At 65.6% G+C, this 21,682-nt stretch carries 21 protein-coding genes; 8 read left to right on the top strand and 13 right to left on the bottom strand.

Annotated features, from left to right (window positions below; genetic code table 11):
* Positions 1-29 precede the first annotated feature (29 nt).
* From AC1DQK_RS04965 to dapD, 3 genes are all read left to right on the top strand, one after another.
* Positions 30-386 (top strand): HesB/IscA family protein, encoded by a 357-nt coding sequence (locus AC1DQK_RS04965; RefSeq protein WP_477868021.1) that lies wholly within the window; start codon positions 30-32, stop codon positions 384-386.
* A gap of 72 nt (positions 387-458) precedes the next feature.
* The gene (locus AC1DQK_RS04960; protein ID WP_477868019.1) at positions 459-1,130 is read left to right on the top strand and encodes a pyrimidine 5'-nucleotidase; all 672 of its coding nucleotides are present in this window, start codon (positions 459-461) and stop codon (positions 1,128-1,130) included.
* A complete protein-coding gene (dapD, locus tag AC1DQK_RS04955) occupies positions 1,127-1,951 on the top strand; it encodes a 2,3,4,5-tetrahydropyridine-2,6-dicarboxylate N-succinyltransferase (RefSeq protein WP_477868017.1) in 825 nt (274 codons plus the stop codon). Before AC1DQK_RS04960 ends, dapD begins: the two co-directional genes overlap by 4 nt.
* Positions 1,952-2,149: 198 nt before the next feature.
* On the opposite strand, the gene gloB is transcribed toward dapD, so the two are convergent.
* From gloB to AC1DQK_RS04925, 6 genes are all read right to left on the bottom strand, one after another.
* Complete coding sequence (gene gloB, locus AC1DQK_RS04950; protein WP_477868015.1) at positions 2,150-2,881, bottom strand: hydroxyacylglutathione hydrolase; 732 nt, start codon at positions 2,879-2,881, stop codon at positions 2,150-2,152.
* A 2-nt stretch (positions 2,882-2,883) separates the two neighbouring features.
* Positions 2,884-3,297 (bottom strand): VOC family protein, encoded by a 414-nt coding sequence (locus AC1DQK_RS04945; protein WP_477868013.1) that lies wholly within the window; start codon positions 3,295-3,297, stop codon positions 2,884-2,886.
* Positions 3,298-3,613: 316 nt separating this feature from the next.
* Complete coding sequence (locus AC1DQK_RS04940; protein WP_477868011.1) at positions 3,614-4,387, bottom strand: hypothetical protein; 774 nt, start codon at positions 4,385-4,387, stop codon at positions 3,614-3,616.
* Positions 4,387-5,133 carry an alpha/beta hydrolase gene (locus tag AC1DQK_RS04935; RefSeq protein WP_477868009.1) on the bottom strand — a complete coding sequence of 249 codons (747 nt, stop codon included), beginning with the start codon at positions 5,131-5,133 and terminating at the stop codon, positions 4,387-4,389. The genes AC1DQK_RS04940 and AC1DQK_RS04935 overlap by 1 nt, the downstream gene beginning before the upstream one ends.
* Before the next feature lie 544 nt (positions 5,134-5,677).
* Positions 5,678-6,583 (bottom strand): OmpA family protein, encoded by a 906-nt coding sequence (locus tag AC1DQK_RS04930; RefSeq protein ID WP_477868007.1) that lies wholly within the window; start codon positions 6,581-6,583, stop codon positions 5,678-5,680.
* 326 nt (positions 6,584-6,909) lie between these two features.
* The gene (locus AC1DQK_RS04925; protein ID WP_477868005.1) at positions 6,910-7,773 is read right to left on the bottom strand and encodes an AraC family transcriptional regulator; all 864 of its coding nucleotides are present in this window, start codon (positions 7,771-7,773) and stop codon (positions 6,910-6,912) included.
* Positions 7,774-8,014: 241 nt separating this feature from the next.
* Between AC1DQK_RS04925 and AC1DQK_RS04920 the strand changes: the two genes are divergently transcribed.
* Complete coding sequence (locus tag AC1DQK_RS04920; RefSeq protein ID WP_477868003.1) at positions 8,015-9,064, top strand: aldo/keto reductase; 1,050 nt, start codon at positions 8,015-8,017, stop codon at positions 9,062-9,064.
* A 264-nt stretch (positions 9,065-9,328) separates the two neighbouring features.
* Here AC1DQK_RS04920 and AC1DQK_RS04915 read toward each other — a convergent pair whose 3' ends face one another.
* The gene (locus AC1DQK_RS04915; RefSeq protein WP_477868001.1) at positions 9,329-10,399 is read right to left on the bottom strand and encodes a M48 family metallopeptidase; all 1,071 of its coding nucleotides are present in this window, start codon (positions 10,397-10,399) and stop codon (positions 9,329-9,331) included.
* Positions 10,383-11,444 (bottom strand): YjgN family protein, encoded by a 1,062-nt coding sequence (locus tag AC1DQK_RS04910; RefSeq protein ID WP_477867999.1) that lies wholly within the window; start codon positions 11,442-11,444, stop codon positions 10,383-10,385. Before AC1DQK_RS04910 ends, AC1DQK_RS04915 begins: the two co-directional genes overlap by 17 nt.
* 223 nt (positions 11,445-11,667) lie before the next feature.
* Between AC1DQK_RS04910 and AC1DQK_RS04905 the strand changes: the two genes are divergently transcribed.
* The 3 genes from AC1DQK_RS04905 (at position 11,668) to infC (ending at position 15,097) form a co-directional block, all read left to right on the top strand.
* Entirely contained in the window at positions 11,668-11,958 is a 291-nt protein-coding gene (locus tag AC1DQK_RS04905; RefSeq protein ID WP_477867997.1) for a GIY-YIG nuclease family protein, read from the top strand.
* 185 nt (positions 11,959-12,143) lie between these two features.
* A complete protein-coding gene (thrS, locus tag AC1DQK_RS04900; RefSeq protein ID WP_477867995.1) occupies positions 12,144-14,156 on the top strand; it encodes a threonine--tRNA ligase in 2,013 nt (670 codons plus the stop codon).
* A 401-nt stretch (positions 14,157-14,557) separates the two neighbouring features.
* Positions 14,558-15,097: a translation initiation factor IF-3 gene (infC, locus tag AC1DQK_RS04895; RefSeq protein ID WP_340317333.1), complete on the top strand. Its 540-nt coding sequence runs from the start codon at positions 14,558-14,560 to the stop codon at positions 15,095-15,097.
* A 127-nt stretch (positions 15,098-15,224) separates the two neighbouring features.
* Here infC and AC1DQK_RS04890 read toward each other — a convergent pair whose 3' ends face one another.
* Entirely contained in the window at positions 15,225-15,584 is a 360-nt protein-coding gene (locus AC1DQK_RS04890) for a MarR family winged helix-turn-helix transcriptional regulator (protein WP_477867992.1), read from the bottom strand.
* A 140-nt stretch (positions 15,585-15,724) separates the two neighbouring features.
* Here AC1DQK_RS04890 and AC1DQK_RS04885 point away from each other — a divergent pair, with 140 nt between their 5' ends.
* Positions 15,725-16,120 (top strand): Ohr family peroxiredoxin, encoded by a 396-nt coding sequence (locus tag AC1DQK_RS04885; RefSeq protein WP_477867990.1) that lies wholly within the window; start codon positions 15,725-15,727, stop codon positions 16,118-16,120.
* Between the two features lie 117 nt (positions 16,121-16,237).
* Here the strand turns inward: AC1DQK_RS04885 and AC1DQK_RS04880 are convergent, their stop codons facing one another.
* The 4 genes from AC1DQK_RS04880 to AC1DQK_RS04865 are packed head-to-tail and all read right to left on the bottom strand — an operon-like array spanning position 16,238 to position 21,668.
* A complete protein-coding gene (locus AC1DQK_RS04880) occupies positions 16,238-16,867 on the bottom strand; it encodes a Pr6Pr family membrane protein (protein ID WP_477867988.1) in 630 nt (209 codons plus the stop codon).
* Entirely contained in the window at positions 16,864-17,250 is a 387-nt protein-coding gene (locus AC1DQK_RS04875) for a VOC family protein (protein ID WP_477867986.1), read from the bottom strand. The genes AC1DQK_RS04880 and AC1DQK_RS04875 overlap by 4 nt, the downstream gene beginning before the upstream one ends.
* A gap of 47 nt (positions 17,251-17,297) precedes the next feature.
* Positions 17,298-20,060 carry a [protein-PII] uridylyltransferase gene (locus tag AC1DQK_RS04870; protein ID WP_477867985.1) on the bottom strand — a complete coding sequence of 921 codons (2,763 nt, stop codon included), beginning with the start codon at positions 20,058-20,060 and terminating at the stop codon, positions 17,298-17,300.
* A 51-nt stretch (positions 20,061-20,111) separates the two neighbouring features.
* Positions 20,112-21,668 carry a hypothetical protein gene (locus AC1DQK_RS04865; protein ID WP_477867983.1) on the bottom strand — a complete coding sequence of 519 codons (1,557 nt, stop codon included), beginning with the start codon at positions 21,666-21,668 and terminating at the stop codon, positions 20,112-20,114.
* Positions 21,669-21,682: the final 14 nt, after the last annotated feature.

The raw sequence follows: 21,682 nt of genomic DNA, 5'->3' as shown, positions 1-21,682 counted from the left end.
CCCTGAACGGGAAGGTCTGGAGACGAACCATGAGTGACGTGAAAACCCGCGCCCGCCCCGCCGCGCTGACGCTCACCGCATCGGCCGAGGCGCGCATCGCGCATCTGATGGCGTCGGCGCCCGAGGGGACGATCGGCGTCAAGCTGTCGACGCCGCGCCGCGGCTGCTCCGGCCTGGCCTATTCGGTCGACTATGTCAGCCAGGCCGATCCGTTCGACGAGAAGATCATGACCCCGGGGGGCGACTTCTATGTCGACGGCGGCTCGATCCTGTACCTGATCGGCTCGCGCATGGACTGGGTCGAGGACGACTTCTCGGCCGGCTTCGTGTTCGCCAATCCCAACGCCAAGGGCAGCTGCGGCTGCGGCGAGAGCTTTACCGTTTAAGCCTCCTCCCCTTATCGCGGCTGGGAAGGCCGGCGGGTTGCCTCGCCTCCCCCCAACCGCTACTCGCCCGCCATGCTTGCCGCCCTCGACCATATCGACGCCTGGATCTTCGATCTGGACAACACCCTCTATCCGGCGACGGCCGATCTGTTCGGGCTGATCGACGTGCGCATGGGGCTGTACGTCCAGCGACTGCTCGGCGTCGATGCCGAGGAGGCGCACCAGATCCAGAAGCGGCTGTTTCGCGAGCATGGCACCACCCTGTCGGGGCTGATGAAGAACCACGAGATCGACCCGCATGAATTCCTCGCCTTCGTCCACGATGTCGAGATGGACGCGCTGGAAGAGGACCGGCGGCTGGTCGAGGCGGTGGCCAGGCTGCCGGGGCGCAAGCTGATCTTCACCAATGGCGATGCCGTCTATGCGGAGCGGGTGCTCGAACGGCTCGGCCTGTCGAAGAGCTTCGAGGCGATCCACGACATCCACGCCTGCGCCTACCAGCCCAAGCCGCATGTCGCGAGCTACGAGTCGATGGTGAAGGCATTCGGGATCGAGCCGACCACATCGCTGTTCGTCGAGGACATGGCCCGCAACCTCAAGCCGGCCAAGGCGATCGGCATGACCACGGTGTGGGTGAACAACGGCTCCGAACTCGGCAGCCATGAGGTCGACCTGAGCTTCATCGACTATGAAATCCATGACGTCGGCCAATGGCTGCACGAAATCACAGGGGGTATGCAATGAGCGGCGATCTGCAGAAGACCATCGAACAGGCCTGGGAAGATCGCGACGCGATCGGCTTTTCGACCAGGGGCGCGGTGCGCGATGCGGTCGAGGAAGCGCTGCTGTCGCTCGACGCCGGCACCCGCCGCGTCGCGGAGAAGGGGGCCGACGGCTGGACGGTCAACCAGTGGCTCAAGAAGGCGGTGCTGCTCTCCTTTCGCCTCAACGACATGGAACTGATCCCCGGCGCGCCCGGCGGCGCGAGCTGGTGGGACAAGGTGCCGTCGAAGTTCGCCGGCTGGGGCGAGGCGGAATATCGCAGCGCCGGCTTCCGCGCGGTGCCGGGATCGATCGTGCGGCGCGGCGCGCATATCGCCAAGGGCGCGGTACTGATGCCGAGCTTCGTCAATCTCGGCGCCTTCGTCGGCGAAGGCACGATGGTCGACACCTGGACGACGGTGGGCAGCTGCGCGCAGATCGGCAAGAACGTCCATCTGTCGGGCGGCGTCGGCATCGGCGGCGTGCTCGAGCCGCTGCAGGCGGGCCCGGTCGTGATCGAGGACAACTGCTTCATCGGCGCGCGCTCGGAGGTCGCCGAGGGGGTGATCGTCGAGGAAGGCGCGGTGCTGTCGATGGGCGTCTATCTCGGCGCCTCGACCAAGATCGTCGACCGCGCCACCGGCGAGGTCTTCGTCGGCCGCGTGCCATCCTATGCGGTGGTCGTGCCCGGCACGCTGCCCGGCAAGGACGGCGGCCCCGGCCTCTACTGCGCGGTGATCGTCAAGCGGGTCGACGCGCAGACCCGCTCGAAGACCGGCATCAACGAGCTGCTGCGCGACTGATACCGCGTTGGGCTGATCGGACCCTACCAAGCCCCTCCTCTTCAGGGGAGGGGTTGGGGTGGGGCCTCGCCTCATGGACCGACCTTGGGGATACGCCCCACCCCCGTCCCCTCCCCTGAAGGGGAGGGGGAAGAGTCGCAGTTTATCGAGCTTGGTATGAGCCGACCAGCAACTGCGCCCCGGCACCACCCGCAACGATCAGCCCCTGAAGGCGTCCTTCGCGGCGCGGCGGCCAGCGAGTTCCTCGACGCTGGCGGCCCGCATGAACGGATTGGTGGCGCGCTCGAGCGCGATGGTGCTCGGCACCGTCGCCTCGCCGGCCGCGCGGGCCGCGTCGACCTCGCTCATCCGCTGGCGGATCGCGAGGTTGTCGGGCTCCGCGACCAGCGCGTAGCGGCCGTTGGACTGGGTATATTCATGGGCGCAATAGACCCGCGTCTCGGCCGGCAAGGCCGACAGCCGCGCCATGTTGGCGAACATCTGCGCCGGCGTTCCCTCGAACAACCGGCCGCAGCCCATCGCGAACAGGGTGTCGCCGACGAACGCGGCGCCCTCGGTCGGCAGGTGGATGGCGATGTGCCCGGCGGTGTGCGCGGGGACCTCGATGACATGCCCCTCGATCGCGCCGATCCGGACGATATCGCCCTCGCGCAGCGGCACATCGAGAGTCGGGATCTTGGCGGCCTCGGCGGCGGGGCCGCTGACGATGCAGCCGGTCGCCGCCTTGATCGCCGCGTTGCCGCCGATATGGTCGGGATGCCAGTGGGTGTTCCAGATCTGGCCGATCGTCCAGCCGCGCGCCGCCGCGGCGTCGAGCACCGGCTCCGCCACCGCCGGATCGACCACGACCGTCTCGCCCGAGGCCGGATCGTGCATCAGCCAGACATAATTGTCGCTGAGCACCGGCAGGCGAAGGATCTCGACCGCCATGCTCACCAGCTCCCGACGTTCGGCATCGAAGCCCAGGGCTCGGCGGGCTCGAGCTTGCCGTCCTGGAGCAGCTCGACCGAGATGTTATCGGGGGTCCGCACGAACGCCATATGGCCGTCGCGCGGCGGCCGGTTGATCGTCACCCCGGCGTCCATCAGCCGCTGGCAGGTCTCGTAGATATTGTCGACGCGATAGGCGAGATGGCCGAAATTGCGGCCGCCCTCATAGCCCTTCTCGCCCCAATTATGGGTGAGCTCGACCTGCGCGTCCTCGTCGCCGGGCGCCGCCAGGAAGATCAGGGTGAAGCGGCCCGCCTCATTGTCGAAGCGCCTGGTCTCGCGCAGCCCGAGCAGCTCGAAGAAGCGGATGGTGGCGTCGGGATCGGAGACGCGGATCATGGTGTGCAAATACTTCATCGGCCTAATCTAGGGGCCGCGATCGGCGATGCAACGCCTGGAACGGAAGCTGCGCTGCCGGTGACCGCGCGAAGGGCCGATGAGTTTTTTGTTTGGCCCTCAGACGCCGGGCGCAGGACATCCGTCCTGCTTGGCTTCGCGCCAATAAGGCGCGGCGGCCGTTCGGCCTTGCGGAGCCTCGACAGGCTCCGACGCAGAGCTCGGCACCGGGGCACGTCAGTGACCCGCAAGGCCGAACGACCGCCCGAGCTTATTGCGAGGAAGCCAAGCGGGGCGGATGCCCCGCGCCCGGCGTCTGAGGCAGAACAAATAAAACTCAAGGGCGCGGCCTCGCCGCGTCCTTGAGCGCCAGCGCCGCCGCCTGACCCGCGTCGCTGTCCGGCGCGGCCTGCGCGGCGCGGGTCCAGGCGGCGCGGGCGTCGTCCATCTGCCCGGCCGCCGCGGCGATGTTGCCGGCTTCGTAGCTGATCGCGGGGTCTCCGGGCGACAGCGCCGCCGCCTCGCGGATCGCGCCATAGGCCAGCGGCATCTCCTTCATCCGGCGGGCGAGATTGGCGCGCAACAGCCAGCCTAGCGGATCGCGCGGCACCAGCTTCGTCGCCTGTTCGAGATCGACCCTGGCGCCGGGCAGGTCGTTGACCGACACGCCGGCGCGGGCGCGATCGAGATAGACCTCGCCCTTCATCTCGTTCGAGAGGCCGGGCAGGGCCAGCGCCCTGTCGAAATCGGCGCGCGCGCGGGCCGGCTCGTCGCCCGCCAGCGCGGCGTTGCCCGCCTGCATCCACAGCACCACCGCCATCGGGTTCTGCGCGATCTGCGCATCGCGGGCGGCGCCCTCGAAGGTCGTGGCGGCGGCCGGCCATTGCTCGAGGCCCGACTGGGCGACACCGAGGCACTGCCGCGCCGCCATGCCGCCGCCGCCCGCGATCCAGCCGCGCGCCTCGGCCTCGGCCTTGGCGGGATCGTTTTTGGCCAGAGCCGCGCATTTCGCGCCGCGCGCCGCATGCTCGGCCTGAGTGGGCGGCGCAGCGGCAGGAGCGGCAGCAGGGGCAGCAACGGCGGCGGCGGCGGCCATGAGCAGGATCAGCATCAGGGCTCCATCAGCTGCGAGACGACGCCCAGCAGCAGGGCGATATCCCCCGGCCGCGACAGGCGATGATCGCCGTCCTTGACCAATATGGTCTGCACATCGGCTGAACGGATCGCACGCGACAGCCGCAGCGCGATCGAGGTGGGGACAGTATCGTCCAACTGCCCCTGCAGCAGCCGGACCGGGCCGTCAAAGGCGATCTCGGCCCGCTCTCCCTTGGCGAGCAGCCGGTTGGCCTGCCCCGATTCCCAGAAGGCATAGGTCGTCACATGGGGCTCGTCCGAATAGTCGCCGGGCTGCTCGATCTTCGCCTCCTCGCGCAGCAGCGCGACGACGTCCTCGGAAAAGCCCCAGTCGGTGAAGTCGGGCGCGGCGGCGATACCGACCAGCGCCTGGACCCGGCCAGGCAGCGCGAGCGCCACCAGCAGCGCCAGCCAGCCGCCCATCGACGAGCCGACCAGTAGCAGCGGCCCGCCGGCCGCGAAGGCCGCGATCGCGTCGAGCACGTCGTCGCGCCAATGATCGAGGGTGAAATCGGCGAAGCGCCCCTCGCTGGCGCCGCAGCCCGAATAGTCGAGCCGCAGCATCGCCCGCCCCTCGCGGCCCGCCCAGGCATCGAGCGCGGTCGCCTTCTCGCCCTCCATGTCGGACCTGTAGCCGGGCAGGAAGACGATCACCGGCCCGCGTCCGGGCCGATAGCGATAGGCAAGCGCGGGCTTGTCCGGGCGAGTGAGATAAGCGGTCATGCGATGGCCCTATAGCGGAGATCGGCGCGCGGGACATGACAAGCTATAAGTGACAAAAATCCGGGTGCATGGGGTTGTTCGGCCGTTTTTCTGTTTTTTCGATTCCAGCGCCCTCCCGTCAGCGTGGTGAACCGCACACGGCCAGGCGCATCGGGGCGGCCGACAGGCACGCGCGATCGCGCGGCTGCCCTGCGGCTTGGGAAGGCATCACGATAGCTGATCTGGCGGGGACGGGTCGTCATCGGCACGCGATTGGCTAGAGCACATTGGAATGAGATCGATCCGCTCATCCTGAGTAAGGGCTGAGCTTGGCGAAGCCCGCATCGAAGGAGGTCCTTCGACACGCCCCTTCGCCAAGCTCAGTGGCTGCTCAGGATGAGCGGATGATTCAATCTGACACCGCGCGCCTAGCGAAAACCGGGCTGAAAAGCAAGAACGAAACAGGAACATATCAGCCGGAACCCCGGACCCGCACAGCACGGTCGCAGGGTCGACGCCGGGCCGGGCGTGGACTGTCCACGTCCGGCCCGATCGCGCAAGCTGTCTAGAAATGCTGGTTCGAAGCCATCTCGTCGACGCTCTTGCTGACAAGGATATTCACCGCGACGCGGCGGTTCTGCGCCTTGCCTTCCTCGGTGTCGTTGCTCGCCGCCGGATCGGCCTTGGCCATGCCGGTCGGGGTGAGCATGCGATAGGGTTTCCAGCCGCAGGCCTGCTGGAGATAGTTGATGACGCGACCGGCGCGCTTTTCGCTCAGCTGCTGGTTGAACTCGTCGCCGCCGACCGAATCGGTGTAGCCGACCACCAGCATCAGGGCGTTTTCGGTTCCCTGCGCCGTGGTTGCCGTGTTGCAGAGAGCGGCCTTGTCCTCGGCGGACAACTCCGCCTTGCCGGTATCGAAGTGCACGTTCGTCGTGGCCTTGATATTATATTTGTCGATGTCGCCGAGGCGGCCGCGCAGCGACTCGGTTGCCGCGGTCTGTTCGTCGAAGCGCTGGGCGGTGGCGTTCTGGATCATCGTCGCGGTCTTGAGATCGTTGTTGCGGAACACGATCTGGCTCGCGACCAGGCCATCGCCCGGTTGCCCGCCGGCCGGCTGCATCGTCTTGACGGTGACGGGCAGGCCGTTGAGCAGCGAGGCCGCGGCAAGCTTGCTGCGGTTGGCGCTGAACAGCCCGCCGCCGGTCTTGATCCGCGTCGCGTCATTGACGGCGATGACCGTGCTGGTGCCGTCGGCGGCGGTGACCTTCAGCTTGTCGCCGCTGCGCGCGGAGATGATGCCCTTGATCTCGGGCCCGGCCGTCATCACCGGCGGCTGCGGCACGGCGCCATCGACGACGATGCCGGATTCGGACGCGCCTTGCGGCTGCGCGGACAGGCTGCCCGCCATGGGCAGGGCCAGCATGGCAAGCATGACGCGAACAGCTGGTCTTTTCGAAATGATGTGCATGGGATGACTCCTTCTAACCTCCCCAGTCCAACCTGCCTGTTCGGACGAACCTGTCTGCCGCGTGAACGCGGGCCGCCGTGCCGGTGGGTGGGCGGTTGATGCGAGCGGGGCGTGCGGTGAAGCGATGCGATGCGCAACTCTGGTGGACATCGCTCGGGTAGCTTCCAAGGGCTAAACTGGGCTAGCTGCCCTTGACGAATGCCCCGCAAACGATCGAGATTTGGAAATTCTCAAGCAGGTGATTGCCTGCTCGGCAACATCTGCACGATTTGCCTGACCTTGGGCGGTGTCACCGGTTCCGATTTAAGCCATAGCGTTGCCCTAGACTAGCGCACGCTCGCTCGCAGCTTAGCGGCATCGCGCCCGGGAGATGTGCCAAACATGCGGGTGTATTCGCGGCTGAACTGCGACGTGCTCTCATACCCTACGGCATAGGCCGCACCGGCGGCATCGTTGTCAGCAATCAACCGCCGTCGCGCCTCCTGCAGGCGAAGCGCTTTTTGATATTGTAAGGGACTCATCGCGGTTGCGGCGCGGAAATGGCGGTGGAACGTTGCCGCACTCATACCCGCAATCTTGACCAGTTCATCAATGCGGACTGGCCGGGCAAAATTTTCCCGCAGGTGCGTGATAGCATGCCTGATCTGCGCGAGGCGACTGTCGGCGCCCGCCGCCTGCCGCAGCACCGTCCCCCGTGGACCACGCAGGATACGAAACAGGATTTCCCGCTCCACCAATGGCGCCAGGGCGGCGATTTCGTCCGGCGCATCAAGGAACTGCAGCATCCGGCGCCAGGCATCGTGCAACTCCGGGGTCACCGTTTCTACCGCGAAGGCCATGGTCTCGCCATCTGTATCGCTCGTCATATCCACGGCGAGGTCGGCCAGCATTTGCTGGTCGATCGCCAAGCTGACCGCGACATAGGGCGTCTCCGGAGATGCCTTGGTAATCGCGACCTCTGCCGGCAGATCGATCGAGCCTATGAAGTAGTGCGCGGCGTCGTAATTGAGCGTGCGGTCTCCGATGGTCACGCGCTTCGCGCCGCGCAGGACCATGCCGAACATGGGGCGATATAGCGTCGGGATCGGCCAACTCGGCTCCTGGGCGGTGTGGAGGCTGACGCGGGGAAGGACATTCCCACTCGGCGACGTAACATGGCGGTATGCGAGGTTGGCGAGCGATTCGTGCATTCGCCATAATCGTTTCCGCCTTGCCCAAGTGCAAGTTTCGTGAGCGATGCTTTCTGCATTTGATCGGATCGGGCAAGGATTTGCGGCGATCAGGCTTCGAGAAGGCACAGTCAGCCCCTATTACAAGAGGGGAGCCGACGCTCCAACGAGAGACTTCACGCAATTCTTTGGCAACGAAGCCCATTCGGTTCGAACGCCCGCGCCATCCGCGTACCCGCTTCAATTCAAGCAGGAGATTCCCATGCGCTACAATATCCTTGGCCGCACCGGCCTGTTCGTTTCCGAACTCTGCCTCGGCACCATGACCTTTGGCGGCGGAGGCGGCATTTATGACAGCATGGGCGGCTTACAGCAGGAAGAAGCTGACGATCTGGTCAAGATCGCGATCGATGCCGGTATCAACTTTATCGATACAGCCAACGTCTACTCGCAGGGTCTTTCCGAACAGATCACCGGCCAGGCATTGCGCAACATCGGTATCCCGCGAGAAGATGTCATCATTGCCACCAAATTCTTCGGGCCGATGGGCAAAGGCCCGAACGCGCGCGGCACTTCCCGCTCGCATTTGCTCTACAGCCTGGAGGCCAGCCTCAAGCGCTTACAGGTCGACCATATAGATCTTTACCAGATCCACGGATTCGATACGATCACGCCGATCGAAGAGACGCTGCGCGCCCTCGATACGGTCGTCCAGCAGGGCAAGGTCCGCTATATCGGCGTCTCCAATTGGGCCGCCTGGCAGATCGCAAAAGCGGTTGGTATCTCGAACCAGTTCAACCTGGCCCGCTTCGCGTCGGTTCAAGCATATTATACGCTTGCCGGGCGCGACCTGGAGCGCGAACTGGTGCCGATGATGCAATCCGAAGGCATCGGATTGATGGTGTGGAGTCCGCTGGCTGGCGGTTTTCTGTCAGGCAAATATAGCCGCGACGGCGCCAAGGAAGGCCCGAACCGCCGCGCTACTTTCGACTTTCCGCCGGTAGATGAGGAACGGGGCTATAATGTCATCGACGCGATGAAGCCGATCGCCGAAGCCAAGGGCGTTTCGACCACTCAAATCGCACTTGCCTGGCTACTGCACCAAAAGGCCGTCTCCACCGTGATCATCGGCGCCAAGAAGCCCGAGCAACTCGATGATAACATTGCTGCGGCCAAGGTGGTGCTGACCGACGCGGAACTGAGCGCACTCAACGAGGTCAGTGAGCTGCCCGTGGAATATCCAGGCTGGGTCTTCAATTTCCAGAGCCAGGTCCGCGCTGACCAGCTCAAGCAGAAACCGCGCGGGGCCTGAGTGGGAAGATTGCCGACCGGCGTTTTATGAAAAGCGGACGGCAGCTTCTGCCCGATCCGGACAGTCGACGCGAGTAACGCGAACGACGAGGTTTGGTCGGAAGCTGCTGCCGCTGAGTGGCGGACGGGAAAGGCAGCTAAGCGCCTCCCGCGCCACGGAACCTGCCATTCCGCTGACGGCCCAATGAGCGCCATTAGCTTCGATCAGCGGGGCTGCATTGCGGATCATGCCCCTGCCATCATGGCTTGCCTCACCTCCCCCCGCTCAGAACCGGAAGAAACTCTTGCTCGCAGGCGCGGCCTTTGCCTTGTCGCACATGGCGCGGACGGCCTGCCACGCGGCCGGCGGCAGGGCGGGCGATGGGTGGCGCAGGGTGCGGGCCGCCGCGGCGAAGCGGCGGCGGCGATCGGCCGAGGGCGGGTGGCTGGCCAGATAGGCGAAGATGCCGGGATCAGCGCTCTCGTCGCGCCCGAGCCGGGCGAACAGCGCGGCGGTGGCCATCGGGCTGATCCCGGCCGATCGGAGATGCTCGATCGAATAGTCGTCGGCCTGCGCCTCGGCGGCGCGGCTGTAGCGCGAATCGAGCAGCGCCTGGCCATATTGGGCGCTGTTGCCGCCCGAGCCGAGCAGCAGGCCGATCCCGAAGCGGCGCATCATCGCGACGAGCACATGGCGATGATCGACATGGCCGATCTCATGCGCCAGCACGCCGGCGACTTCGTCGGGCGAGCGCGCCTCGGCGATCAGCCGATCGAAGATGAGGATCCGCCCGCCGGGCAGCGCGACGGCGTTGACCACCGGAACATCGAGCACCGTCACGCGGATCGGGCGGCTCGCCGGCGACAGCCGCCGGGCGAGGCCGTCGAGCGCCTTTTGCCCCGCCGCCGCATGGCAGGCATGGGCTTCGAAGTCGCCGCTGATGCTGTCGCCCAGCCGCTGTTCCCAGGCGAAGGGGATCGCGCGCGCCAGCAGATCGAGACCGGAGATGACGCCGAGCAGGATCAGTGCCGACAGCACGGCGCCGGCGATGGCGGCGCGCCACAGCCCGAGGCGATCGATCAGCCGGCCATAGCGGACCGGCCCGGGCAGCCGCGCCAGCCATTCCGCCGGTGGATCCTGCTCGAAACCGAGCCTCCACCCGGGGATATCGGAACGGCCGAAGTGGAGGAGCGGGCCATCGAGGCGCAGCAGCAGGCCGAGCGCGACGGCGGGACATCCATCGATGGCGAGGCTGTCGCCCGCCAGCGCCACGGAAACGGCGTGGCGGACGGCCGATCGGCCATCGTAGAGCCACGCCGCCGCGCGCATCGCTGGCGGGTCAGAAGGCTCCGACATCGAGTGCGTCCAGCAGCCCCTCGCCCTGCTTCGGCATCGCCGTGGTCGACTGCGTCAGATCGGCCAGGGTCACTTCCCCGGTCGCTTCGAGATGGCGGATGAAGAAGGCCCAATTGCGATAGCCGAGGAAGACCAGCGCGATCCCGAAGGTGACGATGACGAGCGCGATGGTGGCGAAGATGAACCTGAACCAGTCCACCGAGCGCGCGGTGAAGGCGAAGCCGATCCTGTCGAGCGTGAGCGCGCCGATCGCCTCGCGCAGATAGGCGGCATAATAGAGGATCGCGATGATCCCCATCGCGAAATAGGCGGCGATCACGCCGAGGAAGATCGTCACAAACATGGCGGGATCGGGCGCGGCGGCTCTGGAGGCCGAGCCGGCGAAGGCGGCGATGCCGCCGACGCAGCCGACGATCGGCAGGAGATAGAAGAGCAGGAAGCGGCCGATGATCGGGCGCCAGCTGGCGTTCGCGGCGAAGCTATTGCTGCCGAAGCTCAGGCGATTCCACCGTTCGTTCCACAGGCTCGTCATCGACCAGGGCATGAGCACGCCCAGGATGAAGACGCCGAGCGCCGTCCTCCACAGCGCGGTGAGCGCATAGCCCCAGCCCTGATCGTCGCTGCCGCCGCGGATGCCATGCCACAGGGTACGGCTGAGCCGATAGCGCAGGGTGCGATAGCGGGCGAGGCCGTAGAGATAGACGAGCGCGACATAGGCCGCCGTGCTGAGCGCCACGGCGCTGCCGAACTGGCCGCGCATCACCAGGCCCTGCACCACGAACTGCAGCACGGCGACCGGCACGAACAGGAGCAGCGCCACCAGCAGGAAGCCGATGAACAGCTCCTTGCCGGTGCCGGTCCACTCGAGCGGATCGCCGATGAAATCGGTGCGGCTCCACAGATAGCGGCGCTCGCGGGTCTTGGCCCAGAAGCGGTAGAAGCCGAGCGTGACGATGATCAGCAGCAAATTGGTGAAGGCGATCGGCGCGAACTCGCGCCAGCTGCCATGGAACTGGAATGCGCTGCCCGCCTGCTCGTCCGCCATGGCTTTTCCCCCCGTGCCCGGCGCGATGGGACTATGGGCGGTCGGGGGCGTCAAGCAGATTTCGATCCGATGTGGGGGAGAGCGGGCGCGGTTCGTTCGCGGCTCGGAAGGTTGAAGGGAGATCCCAGCTTTCGCTGGGATGACGCTGATGGGCGGAGATGGCCTTCTATCCGTCATTCCAGCGGAAGCTGGAATCTCTCTTTTCTTCCGTTAGGCTCGGATCATGCGGGGCGGCTGGACCTACATCATGACCAATCGGGCGCGCGGTGTGCTCTATGTCGGCGTGACGGCGGACCTCGCGGCGCGGATCTGGCGGCATCGCAGCGGCCAGGGGTCCGACTTCTGCAAGCGGTACAAGCTGACGAGGCTTGTCCTGGTCGAACCGCATGGCTCGATCGAGGACGCCATTGCTCGCGAAAAGATGCTCAAGGCGTGGAAGCGCGCCTGGAAGATCGAACTCGTCGAAGCCTCCAATCCTCGGTGGCTCGACCTGTTCGAGGTGGTTCAAGGTTGAAGGGAGATCCCAGCTTTCGCTGGGATGACGTGGGGCGGGGCGGAGATACCCTCTCCACGTCATCCCAGCGAAAGCTGGAATCTCCTTTACTCCTCAAGCCTGGATCGGCAGCGAGGCGGGCTTGCCCCTTGCCCTACATCGCGGGCATAAGCCGCGCTCTTCAAGCCAAGGAATCCATTTCTCCCATGTCCGATCTGCTTCACATCACGCTTCCCGACGGCTCGGTGCGCGAAGTGGCGGCGGGCACTACGCCCGGGGAGATCGCCGCGGCGATCGGGCCGGGGCTGGCCAAGGCGGCGATCGCGGCGCGGGTGGACGGCGAGCTGCGCGATCTCGACCGGCCGCTGGAGGCCGATGCCGCCCTCGCGCTGGTGACGGCGCGCGACGAGGCCGACGCGCTGGAGCTGGCGCGGCACGATTATGCGCATGTGCTGGCCGAGGCGGTGCAGGGCCTGTTCCCCGGCACGCAGATCACCTTCGGCCCGTCGACCGACGACGGCTTCTATTATGACTTCGCGCCGCCCAAGATCGATGGGCGCGATCGGCCCTTTACCGAAGAGGACCTGCCCGCGATCGAGGCGGAGATGCGCCGCATCATCGCCGCGAACAAGCCGCTGAAGCGCGAGGTCTGGTCGCGCGAGGACCTGATCGCGCGCTGGAAGCAGCAGGGCGAAAGCTTCAAGGCGGAATGGGCCGCCGAGCTGCCCGGCGATGAGCCGCTGACGGTCTACTGGTCGGGTGGCGACTGGCTCGACATGTGCCGCGGGCCGCATCTGCCCTCGACCGGCAAGCTCGACCCGCAGGCGTTCAAGCTGACGCGCGTATCGGGCGCCTATTGGCGCGGCGACCAGAAGAACGCGATGCTGAGCCGCATCTACGGCACCGGCTGGCTCAACAAGAAGCAGCTCGACGCGCATCTGACGCGGCTGGAGGAGGCCGCCAAGCGCGACCATCGCCGCATCGGCCAGGACATGGACCTGTTCCATCTCCAGTCGGAAGCGCAGGGATCGGTGTTCTGGCATCCCAAGGGCTTCCGCCTGTGGCGCGAGCTGGAGGCCTATATGCGCCGGCGGCTCGACGCGGCCGGCTATGAAGAGGTGAAGACGCCGCAGCTGATGGACGCGCGCCAGTGGGAGCAGTCCGGCCATTGGGGCAAATATCGCGAGAATATGTTCGTCGTCCCCGACGAGATCCCCAATGCCGAAGAGGAGGGCCCGGTGCTGTCGGGCGAGGGCGACCTGATGGCGCTCAAGCCGATGAACTGCCCCGCGCATATCCTGATCTTCAAGCAGGGGATCAAGAGCTATCGCGACCTGCCGATCCGCATGGCCGAGTTCGGCTGCTGCCATCGCAACGAGCCGCATGGCGCGCTGCACGGCATCATGCGGGTGCGCCAGTTCACCCAGGATGACGCGCACATCTTCGTCCGCGAGGACCAGCTGATCCCCGAGATCAAGGATTTCTGCGACCTGCTCGACGCGGTCTATCGCGATCTCGGCTTCGACAGCTATGCGATCAAGCTGGCGCTGCGCCCGGAGGCGCGCTTCGGGTCGGACGCGATGTGGGACAAGGCCGAGCAGACGCTGCGCGACGCGGTCGCCGCCGCGGGCCGCGCGACCGAGGCGTTCGGCTGGGAGGAGCTGCCCGGCGAGGGCGCCTTCTATGCGCCGAAGCTCGAATTCCACCTGACCGACGCGATCGGCCGCACCTGGCAGGTCGGCACGATCCAGGCCGATACGGTGCTGCCCGACCGGCTCGACGCCTCCTATGTCGGCGAGGATGGCGAGCGTCATCGGCCGGTGATGCTCCATCGCGCGATCCTGGGCACGTTCGAGCGGTTCATCGGCATATTGATCGAGCATCATGCCGGGCGCTTCCCGCTGTGGCTGGCGCCGGTGCAGGCGGTGGTCGCGACGATCGTGTCGGACGCCGACGATTATGCCCGCGCGGTCGAGGCCAAGCTGACGGCGGCGGGGCTGCGCGCCGAGAGCGACCTGCGCAACGAGAAGATCAACTACAAGGTGCGCGAGCATTCGGTCGCCAAGGTCCCGGCGCTGCTGGTGGTCGGCAAGCGCGAGGCCGAGGAGGGCACGGTCGCGATCCGGCGGCTGGGCGACCAGGCGCAGACCGTGCTGCCGCTCGACGAGGCGATCGCCGCGCTGAGGGCGGAGGCGACCCCGCCGGATTTGCGGGGCTGAGGCGGGTCCTTTTTCTTTCCGTTCGGTCTGGAATCTGTCGTTAGAGCTGAACAAGACTACCGCTCATCCTGAGTAGCCATTGAGCGAAGTCGAAATGGCGTATCGAAGGATCGTCCTTCGATACGGGGCCCTTCGACTGCCTGCCAAGGCAGGCGCTCAGGACAGGCTTCGCCAAGCTCAGCCCATACCCGGATGAGCGGGATCAATTTGAATGGAAATGTGCTCCTCGCTTACGCTTGGAAGGGCATCTCGACTGCGCTCGATGCGAACGGGGTAGGGATGGCTAGCGCCCTGCGACGAAGCCGCGCGTAAAAGGCTGCTAGCCATCTTCCAAAACCCAGCGCGAATGCCTATATCGCGCCCCTGAGTCCACGACAGGAGATTTCGCTATACGTCCGCCGATGATGCGCCGCCCCTTGGGGCAGCAGCCGATGCCGCTTAACGGCCCGCGCTACAATGAGTTCATCCAGTCGCCCAAGGTCCGGGTGATCGATGAGGCTGGCGAGAATCTGGGCGTGATGTACACGCGAGAGGCGATGGAGCAGGCCCAGGAGGTCGGGCTCGATCTGGTCGAGGTTTCCCCCAACGCCGATCCGCCGGTGGCGAAGTTCCTCGATGTCGGCAAGTTCAAGTACGAGGCCCAGAAAAAGGCCAATCTCGCCCGGAAGTCGCAGAAGACGCAGGAGATCAAGGAGATCAAGATGCGTCCGAACATCGACGACCATGACTATGACACCAAGATGAAGAAGATCCACGAGTTCATCGACGAGGGCGACAAGGTGAAGGTCACCCTGCGCTTCCGCGGTCGCGAACTCGCGCACGGCCAGCTCGGCATGCAGGTGCTCCAGCGCGTCCAGGCGGACATGATCGAGACCGCCAAGGTCGAGCAGTTCCCGCGCATGGAAGGCCGCCAGATGCTGATGGTGCTTGCGCCGAAATAAGCGGCTGCGGGATTCGGCCGGCGCGTTTTGACGTGCCCCGGTATTTTCCTGCGGTCTTTGTGCGGCGATCTGCCTGATCAGGCGGCCGGCCTGGCCTTGCCTGCGCGCAGCAGATTGTCGCGCAGCGTCACGACCGCCTTCTGCATGGTCGCGAAATCGTCGCCGAGCCCGGTGGCGTCGAACAGCGCAGCCCCCGGATCGCGACCGCGGCGCGGCGCCGGACCACATAACCCAGCGACTCGAGCTTCTTGAGGATCGGAGTCAGCGTGTTCGACTCGAGGAACAGTTTCTCTCCGAGGGCGCTCACCGTCTGCTCGTCGCCCTCGGCAAGCGCGACCAGCGCGATATATTGGGTGTAGGTGAGCCCAAGCTCGTCGAGAATCGGCTTATAGGCACGGCCGAAGGCCAGGTTGGCGGAATAGACCGCGAAGCAGATGAAGTCGGATAGCTTCCGGCGTTCGCCGTCGGGCGGGGTGGGTGCGGGCATTGTCGATCTCCGTCGCTTGGTAGGCCCTATATAGATCGTGTACGATTAAATCGGAAGGGGTTGACTCTCGCGCCGATTCGCCTCTATTTACATCGCATCCGATCTAAGCGGATACGCTCTAAATAGAAGGAACCCCGATCATGACAGCCAAGACTCTTTTCACCGGCAAGACGTACAACAGCAGCGGCCCCGATGGCGCAGCGCGCAGCAGCGACGGCCTGTTCGATCTCAAGCTTCCGCAACCGCATCCCGCCGCCGAGAACCTGTTCGGCGCCGCCTGGTCGGCCTGCTATCTCGGGGCGATCGAGGTTGCCGCCGCGCAGAAGAAGGTGAAGCTCCCGGTCCATCCGTCGGTCGAAACCGAGATTGACCTCAACCTTGGCCAGAGTGGCTATTTCCTCGCCGCACGGCTCAGCGTCAGCATTCCTCAGATCGAGCGCGACGTCGCCGAGGCGCTGATCCGGCTCGCGCATGAGATCTGCCCCTATTCGAAGGCCGTGCATGGCAATATCGCCGTCGAGACCGTCCTGATCTGAAGGCAAGCGGCATCCGAACCGAACAAGAGAGATTCCAGCTTTGGCAGGAATGACGTGGAGAGGGGTCTCAGCTCCCATCAGCGTCATCCGCCGAAAGCTGGGATCTCCTCGCCTTGCCTAACGAAGCAATCGGATTCGGCATCCGAGTTGGTAATCCATCCACCGCAACGCATATCCCAGCGCCAGGAACACCAGCGCAATCACCGCCATGTTGGCGAGCACCGCCGGATAGCCGAAGCGCGCGACGTTCATGAACGGATAGGGATACCAGCCCGTCGCCGCGCCATGGATCAGCGTCCATCCGGCAAAGCCGAGCGGGAAGAGCAGCCAGCGCAGCGGCGCCATCGCGTCGATCCGGCCATGCTTGCCGAACGCCAGCCAGCACATTGCCCAGCCGGCCGGGACGATCTGGTGGACCAGCAGGTTGCCCCACCAGCCGAGCGCGCCCGGCAGCACCATGTGCCGCAGCAGGGCGTGGAAGATCAGCGCGACCACGAGGATGTGGAGCGTCACCGCGGCGCGGGTCTCCGGACGGATCGCCCAGCGGTGCAGTCGCCCGCCCGGCAGCGCGAAACCGATCGCCGCGACCGCGACCAGCGCGTTGGTCAGGATCGTGAAGAAGCTGAGGAAGCGCAACGACCGCAGGGCGATCTCGCCCGGATGGCCCAGCACGATCGCATAGTGGCAGGCGAGCCCGGCCATCGCCGACAGGGCGACGCCGAGATGCGCGGCACGACTGGCGGTCATGGCGCCGCCGGCGGTTCCCACAATTCGATGGCGTTGCCTTCGGGATCGTGGATGCGCGCGAAGCGGCCGGTCTCGGGCGCATCCCACTCGGCGCGGGTCTCGACGGCGATTCCCGCAGCCCTCAGCGACTCGATCAGCCCTGCGATCCCGCAGACCCTCAGGTTGATCATGAACTGCTTGTCGGCGGCGAAATAGTCGGTGGTCTCCTTGAACGGCGCGAACACCACCGGGCCGCCATTGGTCTGCCAGTACCATTCGGACGACTCGCCTTCGCCGGTCGCGTTGCAGCCGGCGCCGACGCCGAGATGATCGCGATACCAGGCGTTCAGCGCGTCGGGATCCCGCGCGCGGAAGAAGATGCCGCCGATGCCGAGCACGCCCATCTCGCCCTCCCTTTTCCGGCAAGGCACACGCCTCGCATCTATATCGGCTAAGCCGCTTTCCGCACCGGCGCCCCGGCCGCCGCGTCGACCACCAGCCGCTCCAGCGTCTTAAGCCGCGCGGTGCTGGTGATTTTGTCGCCGGTCAGGTCGGCCACGTAGAACACATCGACCGCGCGCTCGCCATAGGTGGCGATATGGGCGGAATGGATCATCACCTTTGCCTGGAACAGCGCATGGGCCAGCGCATAGAGCAGCGCCGGCCGGTCGCGGGCGTTGACCTCGATCACGGTGTAGCGGTTCGACGCGCGGTTATCGATCAGTGCCGCGGGCTCGATCGTGAAGGCGTCGGCGCGCGGCCGGGCATGCGGCTTGGCGAGCAGCCGGTCGGCCATGCGATTGCGGTTGTGGAGCGCATCCTCGATGGCGATGCCGAGCCGCTTCATCCGGTCCTGCTCGTCGAACGGCTGTCCGAACGGATCCTGGACGAGCAGATTGTCGATCGCCATGCCGTCGCGGGTGGTGTGGATGCGCGCATCGATCACATTGGCGCCGGCGAGATGGATCGCGCCGGCGATCCGGTAGAACAGGCCGGGATGATCGCCCGCATAGATGCTGACCAAGGTCGCGCCGCGGTCCGGATCGGGCGCGGCGACGATCGACAGGGGCTTGGCGGCGCCATCGGCGGCCTCGATCAGCCGGGCGTTGCCCTCGAGGATGTCGACGCTCTCAGCCACCCAATAGGCCTCGGGGAAGCGGGTGACATAGGCGGCGAAGCGCTCGTCGCTCCAGCCGAGCCGGTCGCGCAGCTGGGCGTGCTTGGCCGAGATCCGCTCGCGCCGGCCGGTCTGCTTGTGGCCGAGCCGCAGCACTTCCTCGGCCGCGCCATAGAGGTCGCCGAGCAGCTGGCGCTTCCAGCTGTTCCACACCGCCGGGCCGACCGCGCGGATATCGACGATCGTCAGGCAGAACAACAGGCGCAGCCGTTCCGGACTCTGCACCGTCTCGGCGAAATCGAGGGTCGTCTTGAAGTCGCTGAGGTCGCGCTTGAACGCCGTGTCCGACATGACGAGATGATGGCGCACCAGCCAGGCCACGGTTTCGGTCTCCGCCGCGCTCAGCCCGAAGCGGGGGCACAGCTTCTCGGCGACGTCCGCCCCCAGCACGCTGTGATCGCCGCCGCGCCCCTTGGCGATGTCATGGAGCAGCACCGCCGCATAAAGCACGCGGCGCGAGACGATGTTGGGGATGATCCCCGATGCCAGCGGGTGGTCTTCCTTGAGCTCGCCCTTCTCGATCTGCGAGAGCAGGCCGATCGCCCGGATCGAATGCTCGTCGACCGTGTAATGATGGTACATGTCGAACTGCATCTGCGCGACGACACGGCCGAAATCAGGCACGAAGCGACCGAACACGCCGGCCTCGTTCATCCAGCGCAGCACCTTTTCGGGGCTATGGTGCGAGGTCAGCACGTCCATGAAATAGGCGTTGGCGCGAGGATCGCGGCGGACGGCATTGTCGATCAGCCGGGCATCGCGCCCCGCCGCGCGCATCGCCAGCGGATGGATGTCGAGGCCGTGGCGATCGGCGATGACGAACATCTGCAGCAGCCGGACCGGATCCTGCGCGAAAAAATCGTCGCTCGGGATCGCCAGCCGCCCGCGATCGAGCGAGAAGCCGTCGAGCTTGGTCGGCTTGCGGCGCAGCGACGGCAGGCCGAAACGGCGTCCCCGGCTCGCAAAGCTGTCGTCGATATGGGCGAGGAAGATCGCGGTCAGGTCGCCGACCCGCTTCGCGGTCAGGAAATAATGCTGCATGAAGCGCTCGACCGCGGATTTGCCCGGCCGCTCGGCATAGCGCATCCGGCGGGCGATCTCGGGCTGGACGTCGAAGGTCAGCCGCTCCTCGGGACGCCCGGCGACGATGTGGAGGTGGCAACGCACCGCCCACAGGAAATTCTCGGCCTTCTGGAACTGGCGGAGCTCGGCGCGGGTCAGCAGGCCCTTGTCGACCAGCTCCGGCACCGAGCGCACCTGATAGACATATTTGCCGATCCAGAACAGCGTATGAAGATCGCGCAGCCCACCCTTGCCCTCCTTCAGATTGGGCTCGACGACATAGCGGCTGTCACCCATCCGGCGATGGCGCTCGTTGCGCTCGGCAAGTTTGTCGGTGACGAAGCCTTTCGCCGTGCCGTTGACGATCTCGCGCGCGAACAGGCCCGCCGCCTCGTCGTACAGCGCCTCGTCGCCCCACACGAACCGTCCTTCCAGCAAGGCGGTGCGAATAGTCAGGTCGCTCTTCGCCATGCGCAGCATTTCGTCGAGCGAGCGGCTGGAATGGCCGACCTTCAGGCCGAGATCCCACATCGAATAGAGCATCGATTCGATGACCTGCTCGGACCAGCTGGTCTGCTTCCACGGGGTGAGGAAGGCGAGGTCGACATCCGAATGGAGCGCCATCTCGCCGCGACCATAGCCACCGACCGCCATCAGGCTCAGCCGTTCGGCGGCCGACGGATTGTTGATCGGATAAAGCCGCTCGACGGTGAAGTCGTAGATCAGCCGCAGGATCTGGTCGGTCAGGAAGGCATAGGCTGCTGCGGTTTCGGAGCCGCGCGTCGGTGTGGCCTCCAGCCGCCGGGCAATCTCCGCGCGGCCCTCATCGAGCGCCGCCTTGAGAATCGCCGTGCCATCGCCCCGCAAGGCGGCGCTATCGTTGCTGCCGGGCAGCAGCGCCGCCAGCGCATCGCCGATCGCCCGTCGATCTATGATCGCGCGGCGGTTTGGCAGCAGTTCGAACTTGGTGACCATGCTGCGGACATAAGGATGATTCGGGTAAAGAGCTAGGTCGGCGACGGTGCACTACTGCTTTACCGGACGAGGGAAATAGGACTGGAGGTCGGCGATCACCTTGTTCGCGTCATAAAGCAGCGCAGCCGGCAGTTCCGGCGCCGCCGCATCTCCAAAACGAAAGAAATGGCCATATAGATATTTGCGGAAGGGCATTGAGACGAAGCCGGCCTTCCCGAGCTTCTGCGCGGTGCGCGCATTGTCCAACAACAGGGCATAGCCGCTCGCCGGGCCTCCGCCGTTACGGATGCTCGAGACCATCTGAGCTTTCCACTCGGCATTGGGTTTGGCAGTCAGATATTTGGACTCCTTAGCGCGCCAAACATTCGAGACGAAGGGGGTGAAGTCGCTCTCATGGATCGCCGGGCGGATCGCAAAGTAGCGGCTCTTTCCGTCATCCGCGTTCTGTAACGCGGCAACCAGCGTGTCGCGCTGCTCTTTGCGATAGCTGGCAGGATCCTTGGCCAGCGATCCGACCATTTCGTCACCGCCAAGCCCGGCACGCAGCGCCGATGCGAGCCTACCCACCATGATGGGCGAGATTACCGTCCACCGGCCACGACCGGCGAACAGCAGGCGAGCCTGCCTAAGGTCGCCGTCCTGGACAAGTTTCCAAATGCCGTAAAAGTCCTCATATTCAGCGATAGCGCCGGCCCCCTTGCCGTCACCCTTGGCCGCTAGCGCCGCAGCTTGCCTACGCGCTTCAACCATGCGGCTTTCGGCACCCGCCGCATCACCGGCAAAGGCATGGTCAAGCGCCGCCGCTGCCGCCAGAGCCGGGTAGGAATCCTTCGTCATCGTCAGCATCAGAGCGTGGATGGTCTCGACATCGCTAGCGGCGCCCGCAAAGTCGCCCGCGCGGCGACGGCTCTCGGACCGCATGATCAGCGCCTCCGGTCGGGCGTGCACGATCGCTTGCCACGCCGCCTGCTCTCGCGGACCATATCGGTCAGTCAGGGCGAGCAGCGGAGTCGCACGGACAAGATTGACGATGTCATAGGGCGCCGCTTCAACCATAGTTAGCGCACAGTCAGCGGCCGCCTCGGGATCGCCTTTCCCCACCAGCGCTAATGCCTCGATATTAAGAGCGGAGAGGCCCAGCCCGATCTTATAGGTCCGGGTTGCCACCAGCGTCGGCGCATAAGTCGCGGGCAGCCGCGTGTCGGCGATTGCCCCGCCGTAATCGCCTATTTCTATCCGGTGGATTGCCCGCGCGAAGATCAGCTCGATTCTGCGTTCGACATTGCCCTCAGCGGTGGGGGGCTGATCGATCAGTTGTGTGCACGCATCGATGCCAGCCTTGCCGGTCAACCGTTTGCTGGCATCAGCAGTTTCGGGCGGTGGCGCTAACAGCCCCACCACCGCAATCAGCGAAATGACGCGCAACGCCGTTTCACCCTGACTCATATTGTTCGGATTACCGTCGCAGCGAACATAGAGCGAAGGCTCCTTGCCGTTCGCCACTGGCGCCGGTGTCGCAGGATCGGGCAGTTGCGGCGCTTGGGCCGCCACTGACGAACTTGCGAGAAACATGCTGGCCAACAGGCCATTAAAGAGCTGAGCCTTCATTGAAATGGATCCCC

The sequence above is a fragment of the Rhizorhabdus sp. P4_G5 genome (genome assembly GCF_056401065.1).
The sequence above is the reverse complement of the archived record's forward strand: the minus strand, read 5'-3'. Positions and strand labels throughout refer to the sequence as shown.